This window comes from Thermodesulfobacteriota bacterium, assembly GCA_026415035.1.
Taxonomy (GTDB): Bacteria; Desulfobacterota; BSN033; order BSN033; family UBA1163; genus RBG-16-49-23.
Window position 1 is genome coordinate 1 of the sequence record JAOAHX010000027.1, and the last position, 18,161, is coordinate 18,161.

At 59.5% G+C, this 18,161-nt stretch carries 17 protein-coding genes; all 17 read right to left on the reverse strand.

Going from position 1 to position 18,161, the window contains the following annotated elements:
* Positions 1-1,290 (reverse strand): aldehyde dehydrogenase family protein (locus N3G78_12960; GenBank protein ID MCX8118821.1); only part of this gene is annotated, 1,290 nt, incomplete at its 3' end.
* Between the two features lie 187 nt (positions 1,291-1,477).
* Positions 1,478-2,362 carry a 2-hydroxy-3-oxopropionate reductase gene (locus N3G78_12965; protein ID MCX8118822.1) on the reverse strand — a complete coding sequence of 295 codons (885 nt, stop codon included), beginning with the start codon at positions 2,360-2,362 and terminating at the stop codon, positions 1,478-1,480.
* A gap of 11 nt (positions 2,363-2,373) precedes the next feature.
* The gene (gene hyi, locus N3G78_12970; protein MCX8118823.1) at positions 2,374-3,156 is read right to left on the reverse strand and encodes a hydroxypyruvate isomerase; all 783 of its coding nucleotides are present in this window, start codon (positions 3,154-3,156) and stop codon (positions 2,374-2,376) included.
* Between the two features lie 50 nt (positions 3,157-3,206).
* Positions 3,207-4,577, reverse strand: coding sequence for a S41 family peptidase (locus tag N3G78_12975; protein MCX8118824.1), 1,371 nt, complete (start codon positions 4,575-4,577; stop codon positions 3,207-3,209).
* Positions 4,574-5,776: a peptidoglycan DD-metalloendopeptidase family protein gene (locus N3G78_12980; protein ID MCX8118825.1), complete on the reverse strand. Its 1,203-nt coding sequence runs from the start codon at positions 5,774-5,776 to the stop codon at positions 4,574-4,576. Before N3G78_12980 ends, N3G78_12975 begins: the two co-directional genes overlap by 4 nt.
* 3 nt (positions 5,777-5,779) lie before the next feature.
* Positions 5,780-6,685 (reverse strand): ABC transporter permease, encoded by a 906-nt coding sequence (locus tag N3G78_12985; GenBank protein MCX8118826.1) that lies wholly within the window; start codon positions 6,683-6,685, stop codon positions 5,780-5,782.
* The gene (locus tag N3G78_12990) at positions 6,682-7,368 is read right to left on the reverse strand and encodes an ATP-binding cassette domain-containing protein (protein MCX8118827.1); all 687 of its coding nucleotides are present in this window, start codon (positions 7,366-7,368) and stop codon (positions 6,682-6,684) included. The genes N3G78_12985 and N3G78_12990 overlap by 4 nt, the downstream gene beginning before the upstream one ends.
* A 96-nt stretch (positions 7,369-7,464) precedes the next feature.
* Positions 7,465-8,253: an enoyl-CoA hydratase-related protein gene (locus tag N3G78_12995; protein MCX8118828.1), complete on the reverse strand. Its 789-nt coding sequence runs from the start codon at positions 8,251-8,253 to the stop codon at positions 7,465-7,467.
* A gap of 12 nt (positions 8,254-8,265) precedes the next feature.
* The gene (locus tag N3G78_13000; protein MCX8118829.1) at positions 8,266-9,747 is read right to left on the reverse strand and encodes a S1 RNA-binding domain-containing protein; all 1,482 of its coding nucleotides are present in this window, start codon (positions 9,745-9,747) and stop codon (positions 8,266-8,268) included.
* Between the two features lie 52 nt (positions 9,748-9,799).
* Positions 9,800-10,498: an FKBP-type peptidyl-prolyl cis-trans isomerase gene (locus tag N3G78_13005; protein ID MCX8118830.1), complete on the reverse strand. Its 699-nt coding sequence runs from the start codon at positions 10,496-10,498 to the stop codon at positions 9,800-9,802.
* 101 nt (positions 10,499-10,599) lie between these two features.
* Complete coding sequence (locus tag N3G78_13010; GenBank protein ID MCX8118831.1) at positions 10,600-12,051, reverse strand: NADH-quinone oxidoreductase subunit N; 1,452 nt, start codon at positions 12,049-12,051, stop codon at positions 10,600-10,602.
* Positions 12,052-12,145: 94 nt separating this feature from the next.
* Complete coding sequence (locus tag N3G78_13015; GenBank protein ID MCX8118832.1) at positions 12,146-13,690, reverse strand: NADH-quinone oxidoreductase subunit M; 1,545 nt, start codon at positions 13,688-13,690, stop codon at positions 12,146-12,148.
* Between the two features lie 45 nt (positions 13,691-13,735).
* Complete coding sequence (gene nuoL, locus N3G78_13020; protein ID MCX8118833.1) at positions 13,736-15,679, reverse strand: NADH-quinone oxidoreductase subunit L; 1,944 nt, start codon at positions 15,677-15,679, stop codon at positions 13,736-13,738.
* A gap of 55 nt (positions 15,680-15,734) precedes the next feature.
* The gene (gene nuoK / locus N3G78_13025; GenBank protein ID MCX8118834.1) at positions 15,735-16,052 is read right to left on the reverse strand and encodes an NADH-quinone oxidoreductase subunit NuoK; all 318 of its coding nucleotides are present in this window, start codon (positions 16,050-16,052) and stop codon (positions 15,735-15,737) included.
* Positions 16,053-16,064: 12 nt separating this feature from the next.
* Positions 16,065-16,592: an NADH-quinone oxidoreductase subunit J gene (locus N3G78_13030; protein MCX8118835.1), complete on the reverse strand. Its 528-nt coding sequence runs from the start codon at positions 16,590-16,592 to the stop codon at positions 16,065-16,067.
* A gap of 112 nt (positions 16,593-16,704) precedes the next feature.
* A complete protein-coding gene (gene nuoI, locus N3G78_13035; protein MCX8118836.1) occupies positions 16,705-17,118 on the reverse strand; it encodes an NADH-quinone oxidoreductase subunit NuoI in 414 nt (137 codons plus the stop codon).
* Positions 17,119-17,131: 13 nt separating this feature from the next.
* The gene (nuoH, locus tag N3G78_13040) at positions 17,132-18,151 is read right to left on the reverse strand and encodes an NADH-quinone oxidoreductase subunit NuoH (GenBank protein ID MCX8118837.1); all 1,020 of its coding nucleotides are present in this window, start codon (positions 18,149-18,151) and stop codon (positions 17,132-17,134) included.
* Positions 18,152-18,161: the final 10 nt, after the last annotated feature.

The following is an 18,161-nucleotide window of genomic DNA, read 5'->3' on the forward strand; positions in this document are numbered from 1 at the left end:
GGCCTGGAAGGCCCGGTTCAGGTCGCTCGTGAAGACGCCCGCCTGCAAGCCGAAGCGCGAGTCGTTCACGAGCGCGATCGCCTCCTCGAAGGTCTCGTAGGGGCTGATCGTCACCACCGGCCCGAAGATCTCCTCCCGGGCGATTCGCCATTCGTTCTGAACGTTGCCGATGACGGTGGGCTCCATGAAGTAACCGAGGCTGAGAGGCCCCTCCTTCGGTGGAAGGCCACCGGTGAGAAGCCTTGCGCCTTTCTGCCGGAGGCCGTCCTCCACGTAAGCGCAGACCTTTTCGAACTGAATCCGGTTGATCAGGGCACCGACATCGGTGGCCTCGTCCAGGGGATCGCCGATCTTCAGATTCTTCAGTTTCTTGATAAGTTTCTCGAGAAATGAATCGTAGATCGATTCGTGGAGAAAGAGGCGGGAGCCCGCGGTACAGGACTGCCCCTGTCTCGTAAAACGCATGGCCAGAAAGACGCCCTCCACAGTCTGGGGCTCATCGGCATCGGGAAAGACGATCTGGGGGCTCTTTCCCCCCAGCTCGAGGGTGATCGGAACGATCCGTTCGGCCGCTGCCTCCATGATCGTCCTACCGATCTCATGGGAACCCGTGAAGGTGAGCTTCCTCACCAACGGATGTCTGGCCAAGGGGATGCCGCACTCCGATCCGGTCCCCGTGACCACATTGAGAACGCCCTTCGGAAGAAACCCCGCGCAGATCTCGGAAAGTTTCAGGACAGCCAGGGGCGCCTCGGAGGAGGGCTTGAGGACCAGCGTGTTTCCCGCGGTGATCGACATGGCGATCTTGAGGGCGGCAAGGCCCACAGGCGAATTCCAGGGGACGATCCCTCCCACGACGCCGATGGGTTCCCTCCGGGAGTAACTGAGGAGGTTCTCGCCGAGAGGGACGACCTCCCCCTTGATCTCGCTCGCTACACCGCCGAAATACCGAAAGATATCGGCCGTGAGCAGGGCCTCAGGCCGAGACTGGGTCCGGATGGCGTTTCCTGTCTCGAGGGCCGTGATGCGGGCGATCTCCTCTGCCCTCGCCTCGATCGCCTCGCCGATCCGGGTCATCACCTTTCCCCGCTCTCTCGGGGGAACCCGTTTCCACTCCTCAAAGGCCCGGGCTGCCGAACGCACCGCACGCTCTACATCAGCGGGTCCTCCCCGGGGGATTTCGCCGACGACCGTCCCCTTCCGAGCGGGATTTTCAACGGGAAGGTATTGGCCTGTGGTGGCCTCGACCCACTCTCCATCGATCAACATCCATCTCCGGCCGATCTCCATGATCTTTACCTCCTTCCCTCTTTTCAACCCATCGGGGTCCGCTATTTCAACGCCCGATCACACAAAGCCCCCCAAAGAAGGTTCCTTGTCTTCACTCCGCCACGAGAGACGCTCGATGCCGGCCCTGGCCGGCATCGAAGTTTTGGAGCGGTCTTTTGGGTTCGCTTCGAAGGCAACGTTCTCGACGTCAGGCGATGCTGTGATTGGCCAGTTTTTCGAGGACGGTGACCATCGCGGAGTGGTCGAGATCGCTTCCTCCCTGTGCCGCAAGGGCATTGAAGAGCTCCTGGGCGATGGCCGTACCGGGAAGGCTCAACCCCATGCTCCGGGCCGACTGAAGGGCGATGTTGAGGTCTTTTTGATGGAGCCTGACACGGAACCCGGGATTGAAGGTCCGTTTGATCATCCTCTCGCCATGGATCTCGAGGATCCGGCTCTGGGCAAAGCCTCCGAGGAGTGCCGCCCGGACCTTCATGGGATCGGCGCCGGCCTTCGAAGCAAAGAGCAGGGCCTCGGCCACCGCCTCCAGCGTCAGGGCGACGACGATCTGGTTGGCCACCTTGCATGTTTGACCATCACCGTTTCCACCGATGTGGACGATATTCTTCCCCATCAATTCGAAGAAGGGCTTGACCCGGTGGAAGACCTCCTCCTTCCCTCCAACCATGATGGAGAGGGTGGCATTTTCAGCTCCGACCTGGCCGCCAGAGACCGGCGCATCCAGCATCTCCACGCCCATCGCCGCCAGCCTCTTGGCGAATTCCTTCGTCGCGATGGGCGAGATCGAGCTCATGTCGACCACGATCTGCCCCGGCCTCAGCCCCTCGGCCAGGCCATCGGGTCCGAAGAGCACGGCCTCCACATCGGGCGTATCCGGAACCATGATGAAGATGATCTCAGACCTCTGGGCCACCTCCCGGCAGCAGGTGCATCCTTTGGCGCCCAGGCTGCAGAGAAACCTCACGGGCTCTTCCACCACATCGCAGACATGCACGGTGTGCCCTGCCTTGACGAGATGGCTCGCCATCGGTTTTCCCATGATTCCGAGACCGACAAATCCCAGTTCTGACATAATCTCCTCCTTTAAGATTGAAGATAGGGTTCGATCCACTTCAGCCCCTCTTCGGTGTTGCCGGAGGGGATATATTCGCAGCCCATCCATCCCTCATAGCCCGCCTCGTCGAGGAAGCGGAAGAGGTTTGGGAAGTTGATCTCTCCGGTTCCGGGTTCGTGCCGGCCCGGGACGTCGGCCAACTGAATATGGCCGATCTTGGAGAGGTGGCCGGTGATCGTCTTCGTGAGATTCCCTTCCATGATCTGCATATGGTAGATATCGTACTGGAGGAAGAGATTGGGGTGTCCGACCTCCTCCATGAGCTGTAAGGCGTCCCTCGTGTGGACGAGGTAGAATCCCGGAAGGTCCTGATCGTTGAGGGGCTCGATGAGCAATCGGATCCCCTCTCTTTCCAGGGCCCCCGCAGCAAAACGGAGGTTTTCGATTAAGGTCCGTCGCACCTTATCCGGAGCCATCCCCGAAGGCCTCTTTCCCACAAGACAGTTCAGGCGGGGACACCCCAATGTTTTGGCGTACTCGATGGCTTTGCCCACGCCATCCTGAAATTCCCCCTCCCTGCCCGGTAGGCAGGCGATCCCCCGCTCTCCCGCCTGCCAGTCTCCGGGGGGAAGATTGTGGAGGACCTGGACGAGACCGTAGCGATCCAACCTCTCCCTCAACTCCTCCTTCTTCCAGGCATAAGGGAAGAGGTATTCTACCCCTTTAAACCCGACCTTGGCCGCCTTTTCGAAGCGGTCAAGGAAATCGACCTCGTTAAAGAGCATGGTCAGATTGGCGCTGAATTTCGGCATGAGGCTCCTCCCTTCTGGAAATCGAATTTGACGGTCTACTCTCGAACGACCTAACCCGACTTCTTGGTGGCGATATTCTTGAAGATCTCCCAGCTCTTGAGGAGTTCGAGGGCCCGTTCGAGCTGGGCGTCAGGAGGTCTTTTCTCCTTCTCCTTCGCCTCCGGCTTCGGTTTCTCCTTCTCCTGCCTTTCTTTCTCCTTCACGTCGATGAGGTGACGCTCCAGGTCTTTCTCCGAAGGCATCCTCGGGGGCGGCGTTGGGGCGGTCTTCTCCTCATCGGGCGGAGAAGGTTTGACGACGATATCCGGGACGATCCCCTTGGCCTGAATGGATCGGCCGTTGGGTGTGTAGTAGCGCGCGGTCGTCAACCTCAACCCGGAGCCGTCCTTCAGGGAGAAGATCGTTTGAACCGAACCCTTCCCGAAAGTCTGGGTCCCCAGAATGATCCCCCGACCATGATCCTGAATGGCGCCGGCAACGATCTCGGCGCCGCTGGCGCTTCCCCCGTTGACCAGGACGACCAGAGGATAGCGGGCCAACGAATCGTCTTGGGGCTGGGCATGGAACTTCATCTTCTGCTCCTCCCTCCGGCCCTCGATCGAGACGATCAGCCCCGATTCCAGGAAGCGGTCCGCCACCTTCACGGCCTGATCCAACAGGCCTCCTGGATTGTTTCGGAGGTCGAGAATCAATCCCTTCAGGTTCCCCTTGGTCTCCTCCTCGATGGCCTTGATCGCCTTTTGAAACTCGGCGTCGGTCTTCTCCTGAAACTGGGAGAGGCGGATATAGCCATACTGCTTTTCGAGCACCTCATAACGGACGCTCCGGATCGGAATCACATCGCGGACCAAGGTGAACTCCCGCGGTTTCGGAAACCCCTCCCGCATGATGGTGAGGGTGACCTTTGTCCCCTTCGGGCCCCTCATCCGCTTGACCGCATCCATCAGACTGAGATTTTTGGTCAGCTCTCCGTCTATCCGGAGGATCTGATCGCCCGCCTGAATGCCTGCTCGATGGGCTGGCGTATCCTCGATCGGTGAGACCACGGTGAGCACGCCGTCCCGGATCGTGATCTCGATGCCCAGGCCCTCGAACCGACCTTTGGTCTCTTCCTGCATCTCCTTGAACATCGGAGGGGGTAAAAAGGCCGAATGGGGATCGAGCGTCTCGAGCATCCCCTTGATGGCCCCGTAGATGAGGTCTTTCGATTTGGTCTCCTCCACATACTCCTTCTGAAGCAGACTCAGGACATCGGCAAAGACCCTCAGATCTTCGTAGGTCGGATTGGAGAGGGCCGAGACCTTGTGAAAACGGCCCAATCCCACGGTCACGCCCAGGATAAAGAAAAGGCAGACCACGATGATGATCTTTGCATGCTTCATCCCTCTACCCTCAACCATCTTCTCCTCCCTCTCGCTCATCGCCTTCTCGACTCCTCGCCCTCCCCTGCTGAAGCCAGTTTGTCGGGCTGGGAAATCCAGTCCATCGGATCCTGGGCCTTTCCCTGATGGCGGACCTCAAAATAGAGGGACGGTCCTTTGAGGGCCCCGGCGCCGCCCACCAGACCGATCGTCTCGCCTTGAGCCACGACATCACCCGCCTTCTTCACCAGCTGGGAACAGTATCCGGAGACCGTGAAGAGATGATCTCCATGATCGATGATGACGAGATTTCCGAATCCTTTAAACCAATCGGCGAAGACGACCCTTCCGGGAAGGATCGCCTTGACCTCCGTCCCCATCTCCGCCTGGATCTCGATCCCGTTCTGTCCTCTCTCTCTGAAGAGGCTGATCACCTTCCCATGGACCGGCGGGGGGAGCCTCCCCTTGAACTGTTCGGGCCTCGTCTTCCCATAGGAGAGGAGGCTTTTTTCGCGCTCCAGTCGCTGAATGAGGGCCTGGAGGTTTCTCGCCCGCTCCTCCAGCTCCTCGAGCAACTTTTGATAGACCACCTTCTGGCTCTGGATCGATCGAAGGAGGTTCTGCTTCTCCTTGTGGATCGTCTCGATCTCGGCCTTCTTCTTCTCCACCTCCAGGATGGCGCCTTCCCACGCCCGCTGGGCCGTGGCGAGTTCCTCCTGGTAATGCTCTTTCAGGGCCACTTGGGATCGAAAGGCCTCTACCAGGCGTGCATCCGATTGGAGCAATGCCTTCATATAGGAATCCATCTTCAGGAGGTCGGAAAAGGAGGGAGAAGCCAGGACGATCGACTCCGGGGAGGTCCTCTCCATCTTATAAAGGGCGGTCAACCTCGAGAGGAATTCCCTCCGGGTCCGCTCCAGCCCTTGATTGAGCTTCGATATCTGGTCCCGGGTCTGTTTTAACCTCTCCCGAATCCGGGCCACCTCTCGCTCCATCGCTCTCAACTCTTTCGTCCTCTTGAAGAGTTCGGTTTCAAGCCTATTGAGGGTATCGAGAATCGACGTCTCCTGCCCACGGATCGCCTTTTCCTTCTTCCGGGCCGCCGAGATCTCTTTGCGGATATCGGTCAGGGTCCTCTTCTTCTCGGTGAGGTCTCTCTCGATCTGGTCCTTCCGGCTTCCCTCCACGGCAGGAAGGCCCAGGAGAAGGTTTGCGCAAGCCACCATCACCAGGATCGACCGTTTCTTGCCCCGGACCATCCCTCAACACCTTTTGTATCTGATAAATTTCATCGTCGCCACCCAGCTTCCGAAAAGCCCCATCAGGGCTCCCCCAAGGAGGATCCACAGGACCGTCACCTCGGGAAGAAACGTTAGGGGGAGGTCGGCCAACCACCCCTTCCTGAAAGGGGCGAGGGCCAGGCGGACGACCTCATACAACAGGCGAAGAAACCCGATGGCCATCCCTGCTCCGAAGAGACCCTGGATCACCCCCTCGAGATAGAATGGGACCTGGATGTAAGCCGGGCTCGCCCCTGCCATCTGCATCGCTTCGATCTCCTCCTTGCGGGACGAGATGGTCAGCTGGAGCGTATTGGAGACGATGAAGAGGATCGCCGCCAGCAGCAGTCCACCCAGGATCCACTGGGTGAGCCGGACGATGTGGATGAGCACCGAGAAGGTCTCCATCCACTCCTGGCCGTAACGGATCTCCTCGATCGACGAGATCCTCTTCAGTTGACCCACCACCTCCTCCATCTTCGTCCTGCCCCAGTAGTCCTTCTTCAGTCGGATCTCGATGGAGGCGGGAAAGGTCGAGGGCTTGACGCCATCGAGGAGGTTCTTCTGGGGACCGAGCTTCGCCTCCATGAAGGCCATGGCATCGAAGGGCGAAAGGTAATTGACCTCCTCCACGCCCTCCAGCTCTCTGATCCTCTTCAGGAGTGCCTCCACCTCGGAAAGCGAGGTCTCGCCCCTGAGGTAGGCGATCACCTCGAACCTCTCCCCCCATTTTTCGAGGAGGGTGGTGAGGTTGAAGGCGATCAGGGAAAAGGAGAGGAAGATGAGGAGGGAGATGCCGATGATCGTGACGGTGGCCAGGTTGGAGAAGAGGTTTCCCCTCATGTTTCGGAGGGCCCTTCTCATGGCATTGCCCAAGAAAGCGATCATCCCTCGACGATCACCCCTTCTTCTCCGTTTCCATCCCCGCTTTCCTCCGCCCCGAGAAAAATCCTTCGGTAGGGATATCGCTGGATCAGGTGGGCATCCTGGGTGGCCAGGAGGATCGTCGTCCCTTCCTGGTGGAGTTCGGACAGGATGGCCATCACCTTTTCGGTCATCTCCTCGTCGAGAAGGCCCGTGGGTTCGTCGGCCAGGATCAAGGGAGGTTTTCGTACCACCGCCCTTGCGATGCTCACCCGCTGCTGTTCCCCCGCCGAGAGGGAAAAAATCGGATCCTCGGCCCTCTCCAACAGCCCGATCTGGCTCAACCTCTCCAACACCATCCTCTGGATGTCTCGATGGGGGCATCCGATGACTTCGAGGGTGAGGGCAACATTCTCTCTCACGTTCCGATCGGTCAGGAGTTTGAAATCCGGGGAGATGATCCCCATCCTTCTCCTCAGCTGATCCACCTTCTTGAACCCGGGTTGGGTGAGGCGAAGGCCATCGACGATCACCTCTCCCGAACTCGCCGGCTCCAAGCCGTAGAGGATGCGGAGGAGGCTGCTCTTTCCGGATCCGCTCGGACCGGAGATGAACACAAACTCCCCTGCCTCGACCTCCAGACTGAGGTTGGAGAGGGCGGTGATTCGATTCGGATAGGTCTTCGAGACGCCAGACAGGTGGATCATCAAGTCCAAACTAACACGATCCCCCTCTTTTTGCAAGAAAGGGTCGGTGAGGCCGCGATCGCCCCTTGAGGCCTTTTCTCCTCGGGAAAGGGTTCTCTATTCGCCTTTGAAATCGGGCCTTCGCTTCTCGACGAAGGCCCTGGCAGCCTCCTGATGATCCTGGGTCTCGGAAAGGAGCGCGAGCTGGGAGGAGATGTAGTCGAGGTGTGAGCGCAGGGTACTTGACTGGGCTTGGTAAATGGCCCGTTTCATCATGCGGACGGCAAGGGGGGGTCGGGAGGCGATCTTTTCGGCCAATCCCCGCGCCTCTTCCAGCAATCGATCATGGGGGACGACGCGGTTGACCAAACCGATTCTCAAGGCCTCCTCCGGGGTGATCACCTCCCCGGTCAGCAACAGTTCCATGGCCTTTCCCAGGCCCACGAGCCTCGGCAGGAGATAGGCTCCTCCATCTCCGGGGACGAGCCCCAAAAGTATATAAGACTCGGAGAGCCTGGCCCGGTCGGAACAGATCCTCAGGTCACACATCATCGCCATGTCCAGGCCGGCGCCCATGGCCGCGCCGTTGATGGCTGCGATCACGGGTTTGTCCAGGTCCTCGAGCGTCAGGGCGATGCGATGGACGCCTTCCCACAAAAACCGCTTCATCGCCCAAAGCCGGAGTTTCCCCTCGGCCATGTCCCGGATATCCCCACCGGAGCAGAAGGTATCCCCCTTGCCGGTGACGAGGATGACCCGGATGCGGGCATCCTCTTTGGCCCGTTCGAGGAACTCCCTCCAGAGCCTGATCATCTCCTCGCTGAAGGTATTCTTCACCTCGGGTCGATTCAAGATGATCCAGGCCAGTGGACCATCGACCTGATAGAGCACGTGGGGCTCTCCCATCCTCCGCTCCCTTCAATCCTCCTTCAGATTTCCTGCTAACTTCCAGTCCACCTCTTTCAACACGTCCCCAAGGGTGCCGAGGGAGCCATCCTGCGCCGCCTTCTTCTTGTATCGATCGAACTCCTCCCGGTCCTCCCTCTCCTCCAGGGCCCTCTGGGAGAGCCTCACCCTCCCCTCCTCTTCGACGGAGAGGATGGCGACCTCGATTTCGCTCCCCCTTGGAAACCGCCTTTTTATATCCCCCTTCTCGGTGCTCCGAAGCTCCTCCAGGGGGAGAAATCCTTTCATCTTCGTCCCGAGCCGAGGAAGCCCAACAAAGATCCCATAAGGCTTAACCTCCTCCACGATCCCCCTAAGGACCTGCCCCGGTTCGAGCCGCACCTCCGCGGCCCCCCCTTCCCTCTCCATCTTCTTTCTCAGCTCCGCCTCTTTGATCGACAGAGAGATGCGCCTCGTCTCGTGATCGATGCCGAGGACGAGAACCTCGACAGACTCCCCTTCTTTCAAGACCTGTTTGGGATGGGTCACCCGCTCGTAGCGGATTTCGGAGATGTGGACCAGACCGTCGACCCCGGGGGCCACCTCGACGAAGGCCCCGAAGTCGGTCAATCGGGTCACCTTCCCTTGAATGATCTCTCCCTCCTCAAAACCGAGCCCCTTCTGCCAGGCGTCGGGTTCGAGGGCCTTGAGGGAGAGGGAAATCCTGGGCTTTCCCTCTTTTTCCGACTCCACCTTGAGCACCTTCACCCGGACGGGCTGACCCACCTGAAGGACCTCGGAGGGGTGCTCGATCCTTCCGTGGGAGATCTCGGAGATGTGGATCATCCCTTCGAGGCCCCCGAGATCCACGAAGGCGCCGAAGTGGGTTAATTTGGTTACCTTCCCTTCAAATTCGACGTCGGGCTGGAGTCTTGCAAGGGTCTCCTTGGCCAATCGCTCCTGTTCCTCCTCCAGGATCGCCCGCCGCGAGACGATGATGTTCTTGCCCCTCTCCCTGATCTCCGTGATGCGAAACCGGTATCTCGCTCCGAGATGGACCTCTGGTTTCTCTGTATAGATCAGATCGATCTGGCTCATCGGGCAAAAGGCCCGAAACCCTGAGAGGTCGATCTCAAACCCCCCTTTGATGACGGCGGAGACCCTTCCCTCGACAGGGAGGCGATTCTCCTTGGCATCGCGCAGTAGATCGAGGGTGTCCGCCCCCTGGATCTTCATCCCCCGGGTCAACCGGATCCCGTCTTTGAGAGAGGCCACCCGCATCTCGACCCGATCCCCCGGTTTGACGGTCAGGTGTCCCTGTTCGTCCAGAAACTCTCCGATATCGGCAACCCCCTCGCTCTTGCCTCCTAGATCGACGAAGACCGAATCCTTGCCGACCTTGGCAACCACCCCGGTGACCCTCTCTCCCGGCCTCACCCTCTGGCTGGGCCTCTCATAGCTCGCCTTTAAAAGTTCTTCAAAGCTGATTTCCCTCTCCTTCTCTTTGTCCGCCATTCCCCTTGCCTTTCATTGATTGAGTGGGTTCACCCTTGAAGCCAGCCTCCGGTTACTTCCTCTCCTCAACGGAGATCAGCTCCACCTCGAAGATGAGCGTAGCGTTGGGACCGATCTGGGGACCGGCGCCCCTCTCCCCATAGGCCAGATGGGGCGGGATGAAGAGCTGCCATTTGGCCCCCTCCTCCATCAGCTGGAGGGCCTCGGTCCATCCCGCGATGACGCCGCTGACCGGGAAGGTAGCGGGTTGGCCGCGGCGGTAGGAACTGTCGAATTCGGTCCCGTCGATCAGCGTGCCCCGGTAATGGGTGGTGACCGTATCGGACAGCTTCGGCCTCTTCCCGCTCCCCTTCTTTAACACCTTATACTGGAGGCCACTGGCCAACGTCACCACGCCTTCCTTCTTTCGGTTCTCCGCCAAAAAGGCCTCCCCTTCTTTCTTGTTCTTCTCCCCCATCTTTCTGGCGGCCTCCTCCTGTTTGGCCTGAAATTCCTTCTGAAAGGCCGCGATCGTCTCCTTCATCTCCTGGTCGGTCATGAGGGGTTTGTTGCCCGAGAGCGCGTCTTTGAGGCCTCGGAGGAGGAGGTCGGGGTTGATCTCGATCGACTGCCTCTTGAGGTTCGTCCCGATGTCCATCCCGATGACATAGCTCACCCGGTCTTTCTGATCTTTCAAGACCGGCGTTGCCTGCCCATGGGCCTCCGCCCCGAAGAGCAAAAGCCCCAAAACGACGATCCAGCCGTGCTTCATGCGGCCTCCTTTCTGGAGAAAGATTTCGGCAACGATAACTTTGATTGTAAAAGGATAGGCCCAGGGATGCAAAGAAAAAAGTGCCCGAGGGGATCTCTATCCTACATCAATCCGGCGATCGATCTCTGCGCAAAGGAGAGGACATTGGCAGGAAAGAGTCCCATGTAAAGGGTCCCGATCAGGGCCAAAATCAATGCGAGAACCGGGGCCGGAAGAAAGGCAGGGAGGGAGATCTCTCGGGTGGCCTCCCTGAAATACATCAAGACCGTCACCCGGAGGTAGTAATAGACGGAGAGGGCGCTGTTGAGGACACCGATGACGGTCAACCAGTAAAACTTGGCCTCCACGGCCGCGCTGAAGACATAAAATTTGGCCATGAACCCGCCCAAAGGGGGGATGCCCGCCATCGAAAGGAGGAAGATCGTCAGGGAGGCGGCCAGAAGAGGATACTTAAATCCGATCCCCGCGTAGTCCGTGATCTGGGTATTCTCCTCCCCTTTCTTCCCGAGGAGGATGACGCAGGTAAAGGCCCCGAGGTTCATGAAGGCATAGGCCATGAGATAGAAGAGGATCCCCGCGGTCCCGGAGGGATTTCCAGCCACGAAGGCGACCAGGATGTACCCGGCATGGGCGATGCTCGAGTAGGCCAGCATCCTTTTGATGTTGCTCTGGGAGATGGCCAGGAGATTTCCCACGGTCATGGTCAAGGCCGCCAGAAGCCACAGGATGGCCGTCCAGTCGGTCCGGAACTCCCCGAGGCCCGTGAAGAAGACCCGGAGGAGGGCCGAAAAACCGGCGGCCTTGACGCCGGTGGCCATGAAGGCGGTCACCGAAGTGGGCGCCCCCTCGTAGACATCGGGCGTCCACATGTGAAAGGGAACCGAGGCGATCTTGAAACCGAAGCCGATCGTCAGAAAGGCGAGGCTCATCAGGAGCAGGGGATGATCCAAGAGCCTCTTTTCAGCGATGAAGGAGGCGATCGCCTTCAGGGAAAGGGAGCCCGTGGCCCCGTAGAGGAAGGCGATCCCGTAGAGGAGAAACCCGGTGGCAAAGGCCCCTAACAGAAAATACTTGAAGGCGGACTCCACCGAACGATGGTCCTCCCTCATCATGCCGGCCAGGATGTAGACGGAGATGGACATCGTCTCCAGGCCGAGGAAGAGGACGATCAGGTGGGCTCCCGAGGCCATGAGCACCATCCCCAGCGTGGCAAAGAGGAGGAGGGCGTAATACTCCCCGAACCCCATCCCTTCCCGCGTGACGTAGCCCATCGAGGTCAGGAGGGTGAGAAAGGCGATCAGGAGGATGGTGATCTTGAAGAAGACGGCCAGCCCATCGGCGACAAACATCCCCTCGAACCCGGACTTTCCGGATCCGACCAGAGGAAGGGTGTAGAAGAAGGCAATGGCCACGCCGACGAGGCTGAGGAGCCCGAGAAACTCCTTCCTCTCCCTCTTCGGCCAAAAGACATCGATCAGGAGGACGAGGAACCCGAAAACCGCGAGGACGATTTCTGGGGCTATGAGATAGAGATCGATCTCTGGGAATTTCATTCAGCTCCTCCGGTTGAAAAATCCGAAACCCGTTTAAGGCTCAAAGGTCCCGAGGATCCGACCATGGGGCCGATTCGACCCCCGGGACGTTACCCTACTTTTTGACCTCGGCCACGACCTTCGGCTCAGGCCGCTCCGCCTTCATCTCCACCTTCGCCTTCACCTCGCTCAAAAACTTCTCCACGCTCGCCTCCATCCTGTCGAAGAAGACCTTTGGATAGACGCCCATCAGGAAGATCAGGGCGATCATGGGAACGAGCGTGAGGACTTCCCGCACTTGGAGGTCCTTCAACCCCTCGTTTTCCGGATGGGTGATCTTGCCGAACATCACCCGCTGGAACATCCAAAGCATGTAGGCCGCCCCGAGGATGACCCCCGTGGCCGCCAGCACACCGTAGACCCGATTGGCCTGAAACGCCCCGAGGAGGATGAGAAATTCTCCCACGAACCCGTTCGTGCCGGGCAACCCGATGGAGGAAAGGGTCACGATCATAAAACAGGCGGCCAAAACCGGCATCGCCTTCGAGATCCCGCCGAAATCGGCAATCATCCGGGTATGCCGCCTTTCATAAAGCATTCCGACGATGAGGAAGAGGGAGCCCGTGCTGATCCCGTGATTGAGCATCTGATAGATCGACCCCTGAACCCCCTGGGGATTGAAGGCGAACATCCCGAGCATGACGTAGCCGAGATGGCTGACACTTGAGAAGGCGACGAGCCTTTTGAGGTCGGGCTGCATCATCGACACCAGCGCCCCGTAGAGGATCCCGATGAGGGCCAGGGTCGAGATGAGGGGCATGAGACCGAAGGCGGCATGGGGAAACAGGGGGATGGCAAACCGGATGAACCCGTAGGTTCCCATCTTGAGCAGGACGCCCGCGAGGATGACGCTCCCGGCGGTCGGCGCCTCGGTGTGCGCATCGGGTAACCACGTATGAAATGGAAACATCGGCACCTTGATGGCAAAGGCGAGGGCAAAGGCCGAAAAGAGCCAGTACTGCGTGGAGACCGGGAGGTTCAACCGGTAGAGTTCGAGCAGGTCGAAGGTCCCCTTGCCCGCAGTGCTGGCCTGGTGAAAATAGAGGGCCAAGATGGCCACCAACATTAAGACGCTTCCGGCCATGGTGAAAAGGAAGAATTTGATCGCCGCATAGATCCGCCTTGCAGGATTGCCCCAGACGCCGATCAGGAGGTACATGGGGATGAGCATCGCCTCCCAGAAGACGTAAAAGAGGACGAGGTCCAGGGCGACCAGGGCGCCGACCATCCCGGTTTCGAGAAAGAGGAAGGAGAACAGATACTCCTTCACCCGGAAAGTGATGGCCGTCCACGAACAGAGGATACAGAGGACGGTCAGAAAGGTCGTCAGCAGCACGAGGAGCAGGCTGATCCCGTCGATCCCGACCTTGTAACTGATCCCGTAAGCCTCCACCCACCACCAGTCCTCCACGAACTGCATCGATCCGGTCGTGGGGTCGAACTTAAAAAACAGGGGAAGGGAGGCAAGGAATTCGATCAGGGCAATGACCAGGGTCGTCCACCGAAGGGTCTCCTCCTTCTTGAGGAAGAGAAGGAGAAAGGCCCCCGCGAGGGGGAAGAAGATCAGAAAGGATAGGATGGGGATGCCCAAGATGTCCATGAACCGCGCTCCTTCCGGTTTACCCGTCTCGCCTCATCGGGGCGTTCATCTGAGGAAGATCCCCCGGAGAAGGTAGTATCCTGCGAGGATCACTCCGCCGACGACCATCGAAAAGGCATAATGCTGAACCAGCCCGGTCTGAGCCCTTCTCATCACGCTGGAGATCCAGCCGATGAGATAGGCCAACCCGTTGACCGTCCCGTCGATCACGAACTCATCAAACCCCTTCCAGAGCCCGCGGCCCAGACCCTTGATGGAGTCGACGAAGAGGATCTGGTAGAGCTCGTCTACATAATACTTGTTCGAGACCACCCTGTAGACCCCCCTCCATCTTTCGGCCAACACCTTGGGGAGGTGGGGATGCTTCAGATAAAGCACGTAGGCGACCCCGATGCCCCCGAGGGCGATGGCCACGGAGAGGGCCATGAGGAAGAGCTCGAGCGCCGCGGAGTGTCCCCCGGTTCCACCCGCCGCCCCTGCCTCAGCCGTCCCCCCTCCACCCACCACCGGCGCCAAAAATTCGTGGAGGTGATTGGCCCCTCCCAGCACATGGGGCACGCCCACATATCCTCCCACGATCGAGAGAAGGGCCAGGAGCACGAGGGGAACGGTCATGATCTTCGGAGATTCGTGGACGTGATGTTCGATGTGGGGATCGACCCTCGAGGCCCCGAAGAAGGTCAGGAAGAGCGCCCGGAACATATAGAAGGCGGTCATGCCCGCGGCCACCGCGGCCACCAGCCAGATGAGGAAGTGGCCCCGTGGGCTGGAGAAGGCCATCCAGAGGATCTCGTCCTTGCTGAAGAAGCCGGACAGACCGGGAATCCCCGAGATCGCCAGCGTGGCGACGAAGAAGGTCCAGAAGGTGACGGGAATCTTCCTTCTCAGCCCTCCCATCCTCCGGATGTCGAGCTCTCCGCTCAGGGCGTGCATGACGCTGCCCGCGCCCAGGAAGAGGAGGCCTTTGAAGAAGGCATGGGTCATCAGGTGGAAGATGCCCGCGGCATAGGCCCCCACGCCCACGGCCACAAACATATAGCCGAGCTGGCTGATCGTGGAATAGGCCAAAATCTTCTTCAGGTCGTACTGGCAGAAGCCGATCGAGGCCGTGAAGATGGCCGTGGCCACCCCGACGATCGCCACCACCGCCATCGCCAAGGGCGCCATATTGTAGAGGACGCTGCAGCGGGCCACCATGTAGACGCCTGCCGTCACCATCGTGGCGGCATGGATCAAGGAGCTGACCGGCGTGGGGCCCTCCATCGCATCGGGAAGCCAGACGTAGAGGGGGATCTGGGCCGATTTCCCGCAGGCCCCCAAAAAGAGCAGGAGGCCGATCGCCGTGGCCGTCTCGGTCGTCAGACCGGACGCTTTCGCAAAGGCCTCGGTGAAGTCGAGGGTCCCGAGGTGGATAAAGATCAGAAACATGCCCAAGATGAAACCGAAATCGCCCACCCGGTTCACCACAAAGGCCTTCTTTCCCGCGTTGGCCGCCGAATCCTTCTCATACCAGAAACCGATCAGGAGATAGGAGCAGAGGCCCACGCCTTCCCAGCCTACGAACATCAGGAGGAAGTTGTTGGCCAGGACGAGGTTGAGCATCATGAAGACGAAGAGGTTGAGGTAGGTGAAGTAACGGGCATAACCCGGATCGTCGTGCATGTAGCCCACCGAGTAGATGTGGATGAGAAAGCTCACGCCGGTCACGATCAGGGCCATGAGGATGGAAAGGGGGTCGATCTGATAACCGATCACCGTCCGAAAGCCCCCCGAGACGACCCAGTCGAAGAGCACCTTCTCGAAGAGCCGGTCCGCCGGAGGCCTCTGGATCAGGTCGAAGAAGACCAGGACCGAGGTGAAGAAGGAGAGGCCGATGGCCGAAGGGCCTACCCAGCTGACCGTGGCCTTTCCGAACCTTTTCCCCAAAAGGCCGTTGACCAGAAATCCGAGGAACGGAAAGAGGGGGATGAGCCACACATACTCGAGCATGAGAAACTCCTTTGATCCCCCCGATCCCTCTTCCGCGAGGGAGGGGACGGAGGGGTTACCATTTCAACAGTTGGACCTCATCGACGTTGATCGTCCCCTTGGACCGGTAGAGCATCACGAAGATGGCCAATCCCACGGCGGCCTCGGCTGCGGCCACGGCCATCACGAAGAAGGCGAAGATCACGCCGTCGATGGACTGGAGACAACGGGCAAAGGTGACGAACGTCAGATTGACGGCGTTGAGCATCAACTCGATCGAGATGAAGACGACGATGGCGTTCCGCCGGGTCAAGGCGCCGATGGCGCCGATGGTGAAGAGGGCGCCGCTCAAGACGAGGTAGAGGCTCGGAGGGATGCTCGGGATGGCCCACATGGTCGTTTCTCCTTATCTCCTCTGCTTGCTTAAGATGACCGCCCCGATCATGGCCGCCACGAGGAGGATCGAGACGATCTCGAAGGGAAAGAGATACGTGGTGAAGATGGCCTCTCCGACGGCCCTCACATCGGCCCCGACCTTTTCTGGGGCGTAGGAACCCGTCTGCCCGCTCGGGGCGCGGGCGGTAACCGCATACACGATGCCGATGAGAAAGAGAACGGAAAAGAGGCCTCCGAGGACCTTGGCATAGGCGATCTTCAACCGGGAGCGGAGCTCCGTCTCCAGATCGAGGAGCATGATGACGAAGACGATGAGCATGACGATGGCCCCGGCATAGACGATGACCTGGATGATGGCGATGAAGGGGCTGTAGAGGAGGAGGTAAAGGACCGCCACACAGAGGAGGGTGAGCGCCATGAAGAGGGCGCTGTGGATCGGGTTTTTCCGTGTGATGACCATCAGGGAGGCGACGATCGAGACAAAGGCCACCCCCAGAAAGATGAGCCATTGAAAGAGGGTCCCAAGATGTTCAGCCATGGTGTCTACTCCTGATTCGGCCAGAGCTGTTTTTTGGCTCCCCTTCGTCTCGATCGAAAAGGGGCCTTCTGCTTCGTTTCGAATCCCGGGTTTCTGGCGTCGAGGCCTGGCTTCATAGGTTGTTCCTCTTCTCCTCCAGGAGCCTCTCCGTGTTCATCAGAAAGGGAGCCCTCGATCGCTCCACCCATTCATAGTTCTTGCCGACGAAGATGGCATTGACCGGACAGGCCTCCTCGCAATAGCCGCAGAAGATACACCTCAAGGCGTCGAGTTCATAGGAGAGGGGATATCGCCGCCCCTCCGGGTCCTCTGCGGTCACGATGGAGATGCACTGGGAGGGGCAGACCGCCATGCAGAGCCCGCAGGCCACACACTTCGGCCTCCCCTCCTCGTCTCGCTCGAAATATTGAATCCCCCTCCACCGTTTGGCCGGAGGCCGTTTCTCTTCGGGATACTGAATGGTGATGGGTCGGGAGAAGAACTGCTTCAGGGTGAAGGCCAGGCCTTTGAGCAAGGGAACGATCATCAGAAACCCCCTCCTATCCTTTCAATGAAACGACCAGCGCCGTGACCAGGAGGTTGCCGAGGGCCAGGGGAAAAAGCACCTTCCAGCCGAATTTCATGATCTGATCGTAACGGAGCCTCGGGAACGTCCCCCTCTGCCAGATGAAGAAGAAGAGGAAGACGAAGAGCTTGGCGCAGAACCAGACGACCCCCGGAATGAAATCGAGCTGGGGCAAGGGGGGCTGCCATCCTCCCCAGAACAGGGTCACAGCCAGGCCAGCCATGGCGATCATGTGGGCGTATTCGGCCATGAAAAAGAGGGCAAACTTCATGCTGCTGTATTCGATGTTGAAGCCACAGGCCAGTTCCGATTCGGACTCCGGCATATCGAAGGGCGTCCGGTTGATCTCGGCCAGGCCGCAGACGAGGTAGAGGAGGAAGGCCAGGGGTTGATACCAGACGTTCCAGTTCCAGAAGCCGCCGGCCTGCTGAAGGACGATCTCCGTGAGCCTCAGACTTCCCGACAGGAGGATGACGCCGGTGATCGAAAGGCCGAGGGCCACCTCGTAGCTGATCATCTGGGCAGCGGCCCGCAGCGAACCGGTCAGGCCATACTTGTTTCCCGAAGACCAGCCGCCCAGGACGATCCCGAACTCGCCCAGAGAGGCCACGCCGAAGAGGTAGAGCAGGGCGATGTCGATGTCGGCGATCCTCAATTTGACGACCCAGTCGGTGAAGGGAACCCGGAACTCGTGGCCGAAGGGGATGACCGCGAAGAGGGCGATGGCCGAGACGATGGAGATCATGGGCGCCAGGACGAAGACCGGCTTGTCGGCGCCCGCTGGGATCAGATCCTCCTTGAAGAAGGCCTTGATGCCGTCGGAGAGGGGCTGGAGGAGTCCGAAGGGGCCACAGCGGTTCGGACCGTAACGGACCTGGAGGTGGCCCAGGACCTTCCGCTCCAGCCAGGTGAGATAGGCGACCGAGAGCATCAGGCAGGCGAAGACCACCACGCACTTCACGATGATCTCAATGAGAAGGTATAAGACCTGCATCCCGCTTCTC

What these genes read in the sequence shown, in the direction of transcription:
- N3G78_12965 (MCX8118822.1), bottom strand. Translation starts at nt 2,362, where the DNA reads ATGTCAGAACTGGGATTTGTCGGTCTCGGAATCATGGGAAAACCGATG.
- hyi (MCX8118823.1), bottom strand. Translation starts at nt 3,156, where the DNA reads ATGCCGAAATTCAGCGCCAATCTGACCATGCTCTTTAACGAGGTCGAT.
- N3G78_12975 (MCX8118824.1), bottom strand. Translation starts at nt 4,577, where the DNA reads ATGAGCGAGAGGGAGGAGAAGATGGTTGAGGGTAGAGGGATGAAGCAT.
- N3G78_12980 (MCX8118825.1), bottom strand. Translation starts at nt 5,776, where the DNA reads ATGGTCCGGGGCAAGAAACGGTCGATCCTGGTGATGGTGGCTTGCGCA.
- N3G78_12985 (MCX8118826.1), bottom strand. Translation starts at nt 6,685, where the DNA reads ATGATCGCTTTCTTGGGCAATGCCATGAGAAGGGCCCTCCGAAACATG.
- N3G78_12990 (MCX8118827.1), bottom strand. Translation starts at nt 7,368, where the DNA reads ATGATCCACCTGTCTGGCGTCTCGAAGACCTATCCGAATCGAATCACC.
- N3G78_12995 (MCX8118828.1), bottom strand. Translation starts at nt 8,253, where the DNA reads ATGGGAGAGCCCCACGTGCTCTATCAGGTCGATGGTCCACTGGCCTGG.
- N3G78_13000 (MCX8118829.1), bottom strand. Translation starts at nt 9,747, where the DNA reads ATGGCGGACAAAGAGAAGGAGAGGGAAATCAGCTTTGAAGAACTTTTA.
- N3G78_13005 (MCX8118830.1), bottom strand. Translation starts at nt 10,498, where the DNA reads ATGAAGCACGGCTGGATCGTCGTTTTGGGGCTTTTGCTCTTCGGGGCG.
- N3G78_13010 (MCX8118831.1), bottom strand. Translation starts at nt 12,051, where the DNA reads ATGAAATTCCCAGAGATCGATCTCTATCTCATAGCCCCAGAAATCGTC.
- N3G78_13015 (MCX8118832.1), bottom strand. Translation starts at nt 13,690, where the DNA reads ATGGACATCTTGGGCATCCCCATCCTATCCTTTCTGATCTTCTTCCCC.
- nuoL (MCX8118833.1), bottom strand. Translation starts at nt 15,679, where the DNA reads ATGCTCGAGTATGTGTGGCTCATCCCCCTCTTTCCGTTCCTCGGATTT.
- nuoK (MCX8118834.1), bottom strand. Translation starts at nt 16,052, where the DNA reads ATGTGGGCCATCCCGAGCATCCCTCCGAGCCTCTACCTCGTCTTGAGC.
- N3G78_13030 (MCX8118835.1), bottom strand. Translation starts at nt 16,592, where the DNA reads ATGGCTGAACATCTTGGGACCCTCTTTCAATGGCTCATCTTTCTGGGG.
- nuoI (MCX8118836.1), bottom strand. Translation starts at nt 17,118, where the DNA reads ATGATCGTTCCCTTGCTCAAAGGCCTGGCCTTCACCCTGAAGCAGTTC.
- nuoH (MCX8118837.1), bottom strand. Translation starts at nt 18,151, where the DNA reads ATGCAGGTCTTATACCTTCTCATTGAGATCATCGTGAAGTGCGTGGTG.